The sequence below is a fragment of the Ornithinicoccus sp. genome (assembly GCF_057176825.1).
In genome coordinates this window covers 1,218,299-1,230,655 of record NZ_CM169976.1, presented here as the reverse complement: position 1 = coordinate 1,230,655, position 12,357 = coordinate 1,218,299, and the positions used below count along the sequence as shown (strand labels likewise).

Genomic DNA, 12,357 nt, shown 5'->3' with positions numbered 1-12,357 from the left:
GACCACGATACCGGCAGCGGACCGGCTCCTCCAAATCGCCCCGGCACCGACGACGGGCGGGTATGCAGCCTGGTCGCCCAGGTGCACACCCGCCCGTTCGTCACGGACCCGGTGGGATCAGTAGCGGTCGTCGCCCAGCGACAGATCGTCCAGTCGGACGGCCTCCCGCGAGCCCTCCCCGAACGTGGCCGGGTAGTCGAACTGCTCGTACTCCGGCACCGCGTACGCGGCAGCCTTCGCCTCCTCCGTGGGCTCCACGGTGAGGTTGCGGTAGCGCGGCAGACCGGTGCCGGCCGGGATCAGCTTGCCCAGGATGACGTTCTCCTTCAGGCCCAGCAGCGGGTCCGACTTGGCCTGCATGGCGGCCTCGGTCAGCACCCGGGTGGTCTCCTGGAAGGAGGCGGCGGACAGCCACGAGTCGGTCGCCAGCGACGCCTTCGTGATGCCCATCAGCTCGGGACGGCCGGAGGCCGGCTTGCCACCCTCGGACACGACGCGGCGGTTCTCGGTCTCGAACCGGCCGCGCTCCACCAGCTCGCCGGGCAGCACGCTGGCGTTGCCCGCCTCGATGATGGTGATCCGGCGCAGCATCTGGCGCACGATGACCTCGATGTGCTTGTCGTGGATCGACACACCCTGCTGGCGGTAGACCTTCTGCACCTCGTCGACCAGGTGCATCTGGGTCTGGCGCGGGCCCAGGATGCGGAGCACCTGCTTGGGGTCGATGGCGCCGACCACCAACTGGGTGCCGACGGCCACGTGCTGGCCCTCCTGCACGAGGAGGCGGGCCCGCTTGCTGACCGGGTAGGCGTGCTCCTCGGAGCCGTCGTCCGGCACCAACAGGATGCGGCGCGCCTTGTCGGTGTCCTCGATCTGCACCCGGCCGTCAGCCTCGGCGATCGGGGCCACCGCCTTGGGGGTGCGGGCCTCGAACAGCTCGACCACACGCGGCAGACCCTGGGTGATGTCGTCACCGGCCACACCACCGGTGTGGAAGGTGCGCATCGTCAGCTGGGTGCCGGGCTCACCGATCGACTGTGCGGCGACGATGCCGACGGCCTCGCCGATGTCGACCAGCTTGCCGCTGGCCAGCGACCGGCCGTAGCACTTCGCGCAGGTGCCGACCAGGGACTCGCAGGTCAGGACCGAACGGACCTTGACCTCCTCGACCCCGGCGGCGACCAGCGCGTCGATCACGACGTCGCCCAGGTCCATCCCGGCCTCGGCCAGGACGCTGCCCTCGTGGGTGACGTCCTCGGCCAGGGTGCGGGCGTAGACCGAGGTCTCCACGTCGTCGTGCTCCCGCAGGCCGGACTCGGTCCGCACCGCGATCGGCATGGTCAGGCCGCGGTCGGTGCCGCAGTCGTCCTCACGGATGATCACGTCCTGGCTGACGTCCACCAGACGACGGGTCAGGTAACCCGAGTCGGCGGTCCGCAGCGCGGTGTCGGCCAGGCCCTTACGGGCACCGTGGGTGGAGATGAAGAACTCCACCACGGACAGGCCCTCACGGAAGTTGGACTTGATCGGACGCGGGATGATCTCACCCTGCGGGTTGGCCATCAGGCCACGCATGCCGGCCAGCTGGCGCAGCTGGAACCAGTTACCGCGGGCACCGGAGGTGACCATCTTGTAGATGGTGGAGTCCTTCGGCATCGAGTTCTCCAGCTCCTTGGCCACCTCGTTGGAGGCCTGGGTCCAGATCTCGATGAGCTCCTGGCGACGCTCGTCCTCGGTGATCAGACCGCGCTCGTACTGGCTCTGGACCTTGGCGGCCTTGCTGTCGTAGCCCGCCACGATCTCGCCCTTGCGCTCCGGGGTCATCACGTCGGAGATGGCCACGGTCGTGCCCGAGCGGGTCGCCCAGTAGAAGCCGGTGTCCTTGAGGCTGTCCAGGGACGCCGCGACCTCGACCTTGGTGTAGCGCTCGGCCAGGTCGTTGACGATGCCGGAGAGCCGCTTCTTGTCGACCACCGCGTTGACGTACGGGTAGTTCTGCGGCAGGGCGTCGTTGAACAGCGCCCGGCCCAGCGTGGTCTCCAGGGTGAAGGCGGAGGCCACACCGTCCTCGGTAACCTCGGTCTCCTCGGGCAGCTCGTGACCGGCCGGCGGCGCGGTTCCGGTGACCCGCAGCGAGATCGGGGTGCCCACGTCGATCGTGCCGGCGTCGAAGGCCATCCGCGCCTCGGCCACCGAGGTGAAGCTGCGCAGGTGCTCGCCGCCGTCCTCGTCGACGACCGGGTCGCCGGCCATCTCGCTGGTCAGGTGGAACAGGCCGATGATCATGTCCTGGGTGGGCATGGTCACCGGGCGACCGTCGGCCGGCTTGAGGATGTTGTTGCTCGACAGCATCAGGATCCGGGCCTCGGCCTGCGCCTCGGCGGACAGCGGCAGGTGCACCGCCATCTGGTCACCGTCGAAGTCGGCGTTGAACGCGGTGCAGACCAGCGGGTGGATCTGGATGGCCTTGCCCTCGACCAGCTGCGGCTCGAAGGCCTGGATGCCCAGGCGGTGCAGGGTGGGCGCACGGTTCAGCATCACCGGGTGGTCGGTGATGACCTCCTCGAGCACGTCCCACACCACGGAGCGGCCACGCTCGACCATCCGCTTGGCGGACTTGATGTTCTGGGCGTGGTCCAGGTCGACCAGCCGCTTCATCACGAACGGCTTGAACAGCTCCAGCGCCATCTGCTTGGGCAGACCGCACTGGTGCAGACGCAACTGCGGACCGACCACGATGACCGAACGGCCCGAGTAGTCCACGCGCTTGCCCAGCAGGTTCTGACGGAACCGGCCCTGCTTGCCCTTGAGCATGTCGGACAGCGACTTCAGCGGCCGGTTGCCCGGGCCGGTGACGGCGCGACCGCGGCGGCCGTTGTCGAACAGGGAGTCGACGGCCTCCTGCAGCATCCGCTTCTCGTTGTTGACGATGATCTCCGGCGCGCCAAGGTCCAGCAGCCGCTTGAGGCGGTTGTTCCGGTTGATGACGCGGCGGTAGAGGTCGTTCAGGTCCGAGGTCGCGAAGCGGCCACCATCCAGCTGCACCATCGGGCGCAGGTCCGGCGGGATCACCGGGACGCAGTCCAGCACCATGCCGGAGGGGTTGTTGGCCGTGGACAGGAAGGAGGTGACGACCTTGAGCCGCTTGATGGCCCGGGTCTTCTTCTGGCCCTTGCCGGTGGCGATGATCTCGCGCAGCGCGTCGGCCTCGGCCTCCAGGTCGAAGGTCTCCAGCCGCTTCTGCAGCGCGGCGGCGCCCATCCCGCCCTCGAAGTACATGCCGAAGCGGTCCCGCATCTCGCGGTAGAGGATCTCGTCGCCCTCCAGGTCCTGGACCTTGAGGTTCTTGAACCGGTCCCAGACCTGCTCGAGTCGCTCGACCTGCTGGTCGGCGCGACGACGGATCTGGTTCATCTCCCGCTCGGCACCGTCGCGCACCTTGCGCTTGGCGTCGGCCTTGGCACCCTCGGCCTCCAGCTCGGCGATGTCGGACTCGAGCTTCTGCGCGCGGGTCTCGACGTCGGAGTCACGACGGTTCTGCAGCTCCTTGCGCTCGGTCTCGATCTGCGCCTCGAGCGAGGGCAGGTCCTCGTGCCGCCCGTCCTCGTCGACATGCGTGATCATGTAGGCCGCGAAGTAGATGACCTTCTCCAGGTCCTTCGGCGCCAGGTCCAGCAGGTAGCCCAGGCGGCTCGGCACGCCCTTGAAGTACCAGATGTGGGTGACGGGGGCGGCCAGCTCGATGTGGCCCATCCGCTCGCGGCGCACGCCGGCGCGGGTCACCTCGACGCCGCAGCGCTCACAGATGATGCCCTTGAAGCGCACCCGCTTGTACTTGCCGCAGTAGCACTCCCAGTCCCGGGTGGGACCGAAGATCTTCTCGCAGAACAGCCCGTCCTTCTCCGGCTTCAGGGTCCGGTAGTTGATGGTCTCGGGCTTCTTGACCTCGCCGTGGCTCCACTTGCGGATGTCCTCCGCAGTGGCCAGGCCGATGCGCAACTCGTCGAAGAAGTTGACGTCCAGCACGTGGATCCTTCTTTCGTGTGAGAACTGAAAGATTCTCAGGTAGTTCTAAAAGTCAGTAGGTGGTCGGGTTCCCCGGACATCCATCCGTGGGGACCAGGTATGTCGTGGGGCACCGGCCCCGCGCACCTCGGGGGTTGACGCGGGACCGGCACCACGGCATACGGGCTCGCGTCACACTTCCTCGACGCTGCTCGGCTCGCGGCGGGACAGGTCGATACCCAGCTCCTCGGCCGCCCGGAACACTTCCTGGTCGGCGTCGCGCAGGTCGATCTGCGTGCCGTCACTGGAGAGCACCTCCACGTTCAGGCAGAGCGACTGCATCTCCTTGATGAGCACCTTGAAGGACTCCGGGATGCCCGGCTCCGGGACGTTCTCACCCTTGACGATCGACTCGTAGACCTTGACCCGGCCCGTGACGTCGTCGGACTTGATGGTGAGCAGCTCCTGCAGCGCGTAGGCGGCGCCGTAGGCCTCCAGGGCCCACACCTCCATCTCGCCGAACCGCTGACCACCGAACTGGGCCTTACCGCCCAGCGGCTGCTGGGTGATCATCGAGTACGGCCCCGTGCTGCGGGCGTGGATCTTGTCGTCCACCAGGTGGTGCAGCTTCAGGATGTACATGTAGCCGACGGACACCGGCTCCGGGAACGGCTCGCCGGAGCGACCGTCCAGCAGCCGGGCCTTGCCGGAGGACCCGATCAGTCGGTCACCGTCCCGCGTGGGCATGGTGGAGTCCAGCAGACCGGTGATCTCGGTCTCGCTCGCGCCGTCGAAGACGGGGCTGGCGACCCGGCTGCCCGCCTCGACCTGCAGCAGGTCCTCGGGCAGGTTGCGCGCCCACTCGGCGGCGGCGTCGACGTCCCAGCCCTGGGCCGCGGCCCAGCCCAGGTGCAGCTCGAGCACCTGCCCGATGTTCATCCGGCTGGGCACACCCAGCGGGTTGAGCACGATGTCGACCGGCGTGCCATCCTCCAGGAACGGCATGTCCTCGACCGGCAGGATCTTGGAGATGACGCCCTTGTTGCCGTGGCGGCCGGCGAGCTTGTCACCGTCGGTGATCTTGCGCTTGTTGGCCACGTAGACGCGGACCAGCTGGTTCACCCCGGGAGCGAGCTCGTCGCCGTCCTCGCGGTCGAAGACCTTGACGCCGATGACCGTGCCGGTCTCACCGTGGGGGACCTTCATCGAGGTGTCGCGCACCTCGCGGGCCTTTTCCCCGAAGATGGCGCGCAGCAGGCGCTCCTCCGGGGTCAGCTCGGTCTCACCCTTGGGGGTCACCTTGCCGACCAGCAGGTCGCCGTCGCGGACCTCGGCACCGATCCGGATGATGCCGCGCTCGTCCAGGTCGGCCAGGACCTCGTCGGAGACGTTCGGGATGTCCCGCGTGATCTCCTCCGGGCCCAGCTTGGTGTCCCGGGCGTCGATCTCGTGCTCCTCGATGTGGATCGAGGAGAGCACGTCGTCCTGCACCAGGCGCTGGCTCAGGATGATCGCGTCCTCGTAGTTGTGGCCCTCCCACGGCATGAACGCCACGAGCAGGTTGCGTCCCAGCGCCATCTCGCCGCCGTCGGTCGCCGGACCGTCGGCCAGCAACTGGCCGGCCTCGACCCGGTCACCGGCGTCGACCCGGACCTGCTGGTTGTAGCAGTTGCCCTGGTTGGAGCGGGTGAACTTGGCGACCCGGTAGGACTGGTAGCTGCCGTCGTCGTTGGCAACGGTCAGCAGGTCCGCGGAGACCTCCTGCACCACGCCGGCCTTCTCGGCCCGGACGACGTCGCCGGAGTCCATGGCGGCGCGGTACTCCATGCCGGTGCCCACCAGCGGGGCCTCGGCCCGGACCAGCGGCACCGCCTGGCGCTGCATGTTCGCGCCCATCAGGGCGCGGTTGGCGTCGTCGTGCTCCAGGAACGGGATCATCGCGGTCGCCGCGGACACCATCTGCCGCGCGGAGACGTCCATGTAGTCGACGTCACCGTTCGGCACGTCACCGGCGTCACCACCCTTGGTGCGGACCAGGACCCGCTCCTCCACGAAGGTGCCGTCATCGTTGAGCTGGGCGTTGGCCTGCGCGATGATGAACCGGTCCTCCTCGTCGGCGGACAGGTAGTGCACCTCGTCGGTGACCCGGCCGTTCTCCACCTTGCGGTAGGGCGTCTCGACGAACCCGAAGGGGTTGATCCGCCCGTAGGAGGCCAGCGAGCCGATGAGGCCGATGTTCGGACCCTCGGGGGTCTCGATGGGGCACATCCGGCCGTAGTGCGAGGGGTGGACGTCACGGACCTCCATGCCGGCCCGGTCCCTGGACAGACCGCCCGGACCCAGCGCGGACAGGCGGCGCTTGTGCGTCAGCCCGGAGAGCGGGTTGTTCTGGTCCATGAACTGGGACAGCTGGCTGGTGCCGAAGAACTCCTTGATCGCCGCCACCACGGGACGGATGTTGATCAGGGTCTGCGGCGTGATCGCCTCCACGTCCTGGGTGGTCATCCGCTCGCGGACGACACGCTCCATCCGGGACAGGCCGGTGCGCACCTGGTTCTGGATGAGCTCGCCGACGCTGCGCAGGCGACGGTTGCCGAAGTGGTCGATGTCGTCGACCTCGACCGGCAGCTGGACCGTCTCGCCGTGCGAGACCACCGGGAGCTCGGTCTGGCCGTCGTGCAGCGCGACGAGGTAGCGGATGGTGGCGACGATGTCGTCGACCCCCAGCACGGACTCGTTCAGCGGGGCCTCGATGCCGAGCTTCTTGTTGATCTTGTAGCGACCGACCTTGGCCAGGTCGTAGCGCTTGGGGTTGAAGTACAGGTTGTCCAGGAGGGTCTGCGCGGCCTCCTTGGTGGGCGGTTCGCCCGGGCGCAGCTTGCGGTAGATGTCCAGCAGCGCCTCGTCCTGGTCGGCCGTGTGGTCCTTCTCCAGGGTGAGCCGCATCGACTCGTAGTCGCCGAACTCCTCCAGGATCTGCGCCTCGGTCCAGCCGAGGGCCTTCAGCAGCACGGTGACCGACTGCTTGCGCTTGCGGTCCACGCGCACGCCCACCATGTCGCGCTTGTCGATCTCGAACTCCAGCCAGGCGCCGCGGCTCGGGATCACCTTGGAGGTGTAGACGTCCTTGTCGGAGGTCTTGTCCAGCGCCCGCTCGAAGTACACCCCGGGGGACCGGACGAGCTGGGAGACGACGACCCGCTCGGTGCCGTTGATGATGAAGGTGCCGCGGTCGGTCATGAGCGGGAAGTCGCCCATGAAGACCGTCTGGCTCTTGATCTCACCGGTGTTGTTGTTGATGAACTCCGCCGTCACGAAGAGCGGCGCGGAGTAGGTCATGTCCCGCTCCTTGCACTCCTCCAGGGAGTACTTCTGCTCCTCGAAGTGGTGGTCGCGGAACGACAGCGACATGGAGCCGGAGAAGTCCTCGATCGGGGAGATCTCCTCGAAGATCTCCTCGAGGCCGGAGCGGTCGGGCACGTCCTCACGCCCGTGCTCCTTGGCGTCGGCCACGCGGGCCTGCCAGTCCTCGTTTCCGAGCAACCAGTCGAAACTCTCGGTCTGGAGCGCCAAGAGGTCGGGGACCTCAAGGGGCTCCCGGATCTTTGCAAAGCTCAGACGGCCAGAAGCCATCCGAGCGGTGGACACAGTCTTCTTCGCAGTGCGCGAGGCAGCCAAGGATGGTCCTTCCACGGGCCTAACAAGCGTGCAGGGTCAACGGCCCACACCCATCCGGAAACAGACTCTTCGCGCGCGGACGCCCCGCGACAGGGACGGGACACGGCGGCGGTCGACGGTGACAGGACGGGTGAAGGGCAGCGCAAAGCGACAGCATACACGGATCCCCTACCCCAGTCCAAACCGGGCTCTCGGGCGCCGGCCCACCCCCCGCGAATACTCCGCTGCACCCGTTGTTGACCAGCAGGATGTCTCCTCCCCCGCGGCCACGTCAAGCCCCCTCCCGGCGTGTCCCCGCCCGGACGGGGCGGCGGGCACCGCGCCACAACCCCCGACAAAGACTGCGGGCGGGACGAACCAACTGGTTCGTCCCGCCCGCAGCGGGTCATGCAGTCCGGGGCCTGGCCCCGGACGGTGTCACTTGAGGGTGACGGTGGCGCCGGCGCCCTCGAGGGCCTCCTTGGCCTTCTCGGCGGCCTCCTTGTCGACCTTCTCCAGGACCGGCTTCGGGGCCCCGTCGACGAGGTCCTTGGCCTCCTTCAGGCCCAGGGAGGTCAGCGCGCGGACCTCCTTGATGACCTGGATCTTCTTGTCGCCAGCGGCCTCGAGGACGACGTCGAACTCGTCCTGCTCCTCCGCGGCGGCGGCGTCGCCGCCACCGGCGGCCGGAGCCGCACCCGCAACGGCAACCGGGGCCGCGGCGGTGACGTTGAAGGTGTCCTCGAACTGCTTGACGAACTCGGAGAGCTCGATCAGGGTCATCTCCTTGAACGCGTCAAGGAGCTCGTCAGTGCTCAGCTTCGCCATGGTGGCGTTCCTTCCGTGTGGTGCCGTGAGTGGCGTTGTGTGGTGATGCCGACGCGGGTCGCGTCAGCTGTCGTCGCCACCCTCGGCGACGTCGGTGGGGGCCGGCGCGGCGTCTGCCGCGGGGCCTTCCTGCTCGACCTTGGCCCGCAGTGCGTCGACCGTGCGAGCGGCCTGCGACAGCGGAGCGGCGAACAAGTAGACGGCCTGGCTCAGCGAGGCGTTCATGGCGCCCGCCAGCTTGGCCAACAGCGTCTCGCGCGACTCGAGGTCGGCGAGCTTGGTGATCTCCTCCGGGCTCAACGGCTTGCCGTCGAGGACTCCGGCCTTGATCACCAGGTGGGGGTTAGCCTTGGCAAAGTCACGCAAGCCCTTGGCCGCCTCGACCGGGTCACCGGTGACGAAGGCGATGGCCGTCGGGCCCTGCAGGTGCTCGTCCAGGCCGGCCACGCCGGCTTCGGCGGCAGCCCGCTTGGTGAGCGTGTTCTTCACCACGGCGTAGGTCGCGTGCTCGCGGAGCGCGGTGCGGAGCTCGCCGAGCTGCGCGACGGTGAGTCCGCGGTACTCGGTGAGCACGGCCGCATCCGAGTTGCGGAACCGGTCCGTCAACTCGGCAATGGCAGCAGCCTTCTCAGCAGTCGCCATGGGGCCTCCTTCATCGTGGTGCCGGTCACCCTCCGGGTCACACACGACAAGAGCCCCGGCGCGGGCGCACGGGGCTCGGGGCACGACATACGGCGTGCGACGAAACACGTTCACCTGCGCGGGTCGCCCGTCGAGCGGGACCTTCGGCCGGGCACCCGCTGCTCTCGCGAGCGGGCACGCCGACAACCGGCGGTCATGGGTATGGCATCCACTGTACCGGTCGCCCTGCGAGGTGACCAAATCTGTGCGGCGGGGCTGGTGCTGGCGCAGATAGTCCGGTACGTGTAGTCCATGAAAGCCGTCGAGCGCTGGGCCTCGCCCCGTTTGCAGCAGGAGATTTCGCTGGCCCGGTGGGGCCATGACGGTGTCCCCGTCCTGGTGCTGCCGACCGCCGGTGGGGACGCCGAGGAGATCGAGCGACACCACCTGGTCACCCACCTGGGCGATCTGATCGAGGCGGGCGCGATCCGGCTCTTCAGTTGCGACAGTGTGGCCGGCAAGGCGATGACCCTGGGCACCGGGACGGTGACCTACCGCAACGCCCTGCTGAACCAGTTCCACCAGGCCGTCGCCCACGAGGTGGTCCCGGCGATCCGGGCCGACTCCGGCAGCAGCCGCTCGGTGATCGTGGCGGGAGCCTCCATCGGGGCGTTCAACTCGGTGGCCCTCATCTGCCGCTTCCCCGAGTTGTTCGGTGCAGCGATCGGGATGTCCGGGACCTACGACATCGAGCGCTTCCTGGGCGGCTACACCGACGACCTCTACTTCTCCTCCCCCACCAAGTTCCTCCCCGGCCTGGAGGGGCCGCAACTGGAGGTGCTGCGCCAGCGCTTCGTGCTGCTGGCCTCCGGCACCGGCGCCTGGGAGAACATCGAGGAGTCCTGGTCGATCGCCCGGGTGCTGGGCGCCAAGGGCATCCCCAACCGAGTGGACGACTGGGGCCCGGACTACGAGCACGAGTGGCCGACCTGGTGGGCCATGCTGCCCCAGTACCTGCGTGAACTCCTCGGCCTGCCCGCACACCACTGATCAGGAGCTGACATGACCTTGGCCCGCAGACTCGACCAGTTGGGCACTGAGACCGCGTTCGCGGTGGCCCTGGCCGCCGCCGACTGGTCCTCCCGCGGCAACACCGTGTACCCCTTCCACCTGGGGGACATCAACCTGCCCACCGCCCCGCACATCATCGAGGCGATGAACCGCGCCATCGCCGACGGCAAGACCGGCTACTGCCCGGGCGCCGGCATACCGCAGTTGCGGGAGGCCCTGGCCGAGGACATCGGCGGGCGACGCGGGATCGCGGTAGACCCCGGCGACGTCGTCGTGATGACCGGCGGCAAGCCGGTGATCACCAAGTTCATCCAGACCGTCATGGACCCGGGTCGTGAGGTCCTCTATCCCAACCCCGGCTTCCCGATCTATGAGTCGCAGATCGAGTACCACGGCGGCACGGCCGTCCCCTACCGCTACCTGCCGACCGACGACGGCTTCCGGATCGACCTGGACCAGGTGCGGGCCTCGATCACCGACCGCACCGTCGCGATCATCTACAACGACCTGCAGAACCCCATCTCCGCCGAGTCCACCCCGCAGGAGCGTGAGGCGATCGCCGAGCTGGCGATCGAGCACGACCTGTGGGTGCTCTCCGACGAGGCCTACTTCGAGATGCGCTACGAGGGCGAATCCTCCTCCATCGCCGCGCTGCCGGGGATGGCCGAGCGCACCGTGATCCTCTACACCTTCAGCAAGAAGTTCGCGATGACCGGCTCCCGGCTGGGGTGTGCGGTGGCGCCGCCGGAGGTGGCGAAGGTGTTCGCCACGCTGAACACCAACGACGAGTCGTGCACCACGCACTACGTGCAATGGGCCGGGATCGAGGCGTTGCGCGGGACCCAGCAACCCGTCGCCGACATGCTCGAGGTGCTCCGCGAGCGGCGGGACGCCACCTGTGAGTTGGTCAATGCCACCCCCGGCATGTCGGTCGAGGTCCCCCGGTCGACGTTCTACGTCTTCCCGGACGTCACCGAGGTGATGGAGCAGGTCGGGACCACCGACCTCGCCAACTTCGCCGAGCAGGCGCTGCACGCCACCGGCGTCTCGTTCTGCACCCGGCGGCACTTCGGACGGCCGGTGGCCGGTGAGGACCGGCAGTACATCCGGCTGGCCTACTCCGGCATCGACTTGGCCGACATCCACGAGGGACTGGGCCGGCTGCGCGAGTGGGTGGAGTCGGCATGAGCCGCGTCGTGGTGACCGGCCGCGTCCCGCAGCCGGCGATCGACTCCCTGACCGCCGAGCACGAGGTGGATCTGCACGACGAGGAGGAGGCCATCTCCCGCGGGCGGCTGCTCGAGAAGGTCGCGGGCGCGGACGCCCTCGTCACCCTCCTCACCGAAACGGTCGACGCCCAGCTCCTCGACGCGGCAGGACCCCAGCTCCAGGTCGTCGCCAACGTCGCGGTCGGCTACAACAACATCGACGTGGACGCCTGCCGGGAGCGCGACGTCGTGGTGACCAACACCCCCGACGTGCTCACGGACGCGACGGCCGACACCGCGTTCGCCCTGCTCCTGGCGGTGAGTCGCCGGCTGGGTGAGGGCGAACGGGTGATCCGCTCCCGCACCCCGTGGAAATGGGGCATGTTCTACCTGCTCGGCCAGGGCTTGCAGGGCAAGACGATCGGCATCGTCGGACTCGGCGCGATCGGCGCGGCGATGGCCCGGCGGGCCCGCGCCTTCGGGATGGACGTGGCCTACAGTTCCCGGCGTCCGTGCGCCCCCGAGCTGGCGCAGGAACTGGATGCGACCCGGCTGGACCTGGACGAGTTGCTGCGCACCGCCGACGTGGTGTCGCTGCACTGCCCCTACTCCGAGGCGACCCACCACCTGATCGGGGCCGAGCAGTTGGCCCTGATGAAGGACACCGCCTACCTGGTCAATTCCGCGAGGGGTCCGATCGTCGACGAGGACGCCCTGGTGCAGGCGCTGCGCGGGGGCACTATCGCCGGTGCCGCGCTCGACGTCTTCGAGCACGAGCCCGAGGTGCACGAGGGCCTGCTGGAGCTGGACAACGTGGCGCTGGCCCCGCACCTGGGCTCGGCCACGGTGGAGACCCGGACAGCCATGGCACAACTGGCGGCCGACAACGCCCTGGCGGTGCTGCGCGGCGAGGAGCCGCTCACGCCCGTCCGCTAACCGGCCCACCGCCCACACACACGGCAGCGCC

7 protein-coding genes are annotated in these 12,357 nt (G+C 68.6%); 3 read left to right on the top strand and 4 right to left on the bottom strand.

The features are described from left to right. Nucleotides 1-117: 117 nt before the first annotated feature. From AC1QRC_RS06330 to rplJ, 4 genes are all read right to left on the bottom strand, one after another. Nucleotides 118-4,026, bottom strand: a complete 3,909-nt coding sequence (locus AC1QRC_RS06330) for a DNA-directed RNA polymerase subunit beta' (protein WP_484205940.1) — start codon at nt 4,024-4,026, stop codon at nt 118-120. A gap of 171 nt (nt 4,027-4,197) precedes the next feature. Continuing rightward, nucleotides 4,198-7,683: a DNA-directed RNA polymerase subunit beta gene (gene rpoB / locus AC1QRC_RS06325; RefSeq protein WP_484205939.1), complete on the bottom strand. Its 3,486-nt coding sequence runs from the start codon at nt 7,681-7,683 to the stop codon at nt 4,198-4,200. Between the two features lie 417 nt (nt 7,684-8,100). Next, nucleotides 8,101-8,490: a 50S ribosomal protein L7/L12 gene (gene rplL, locus AC1QRC_RS06320; protein ID WP_484205938.1), complete on the bottom strand. Its 390-nt coding sequence runs from the start codon at nt 8,488-8,490 to the stop codon at nt 8,101-8,103. A gap of 63 nt (nt 8,491-8,553) precedes the next feature. After that, on the bottom strand, nt 8,554-9,132 hold the full coding sequence (gene rplJ / locus AC1QRC_RS06315) for a 50S ribosomal protein L10 (protein ID WP_484205937.1): 579 nt from the start codon (nt 9,130-9,132) through the stop codon (nt 8,554-8,556). Between the two features lie 291 nt (nt 9,133-9,423). Here rplJ and AC1QRC_RS06310 point away from each other — a divergent pair, with 291 nt between their 5' ends. Genes AC1QRC_RS06310 through AC1QRC_RS06300 form a run of 3 tightly spaced genes read left to right on the top strand, consistent with a single transcriptional unit; the run spans nt 9,424 to nt 12,326 of the window. Next, nucleotides 9,424-10,161, top strand: coding sequence for an esterase family protein (locus AC1QRC_RS06310; protein ID WP_484205936.1), 738 nt, complete (start codon nt 9,424-9,426; stop codon nt 10,159-10,161). Nucleotides 10,162-10,173: 12 nt separating this feature from the next. Beyond that, entirely contained in the window at nt 10,174-11,370 is a 1,197-nt protein-coding gene (locus tag AC1QRC_RS06305; RefSeq protein ID WP_484205935.1) for a pyridoxal phosphate-dependent aminotransferase, read from the top strand. Beyond that, on the top strand, nt 11,367-12,326 hold the full coding sequence (locus tag AC1QRC_RS06300; RefSeq protein ID WP_484205934.1) for a 2-hydroxyacid dehydrogenase: 960 nt from the start codon (nt 11,367-11,369) through the stop codon (nt 12,324-12,326). Before AC1QRC_RS06305 ends, AC1QRC_RS06300 begins: the two co-directional genes overlap by 4 nt. Nucleotides 12,327-12,357: the final 31 nt, after the last annotated feature.

Excerpts from the sequence above, each read along its gene's own strand:
- rplL (WP_484205938.1), bottom strand. The coding sequence starts at position 8,490 with ATGGCGAAGCTGAGCACTGACGAGCTCCTTGACGCGTTCAAGGAGATG.
- rplJ (WP_484205937.1), bottom strand. The coding sequence starts at position 9,132 with ATGGCGACTGCTGAGAAGGCTGCTGCCATTGCCGAGTTGACGGACCGG.
- AC1QRC_RS06310 (WP_484205936.1), top strand. The coding sequence starts at position 9,424 with ATGAAAGCCGTCGAGCGCTGGGCCTCGCCCCGTTTGCAGCAGGAGATT.
- AC1QRC_RS06305 (WP_484205935.1), top strand. The coding sequence starts at position 10,174 with ATGACCTTGGCCCGCAGACTCGACCAGTTGGGCACTGAGACCGCGTTC.
- AC1QRC_RS06300 (WP_484205934.1), top strand. The coding sequence starts at position 11,367 with ATGAGCCGCGTCGTGGTGACCGGCCGCGTCCCGCAGCCGGCGATCGAC.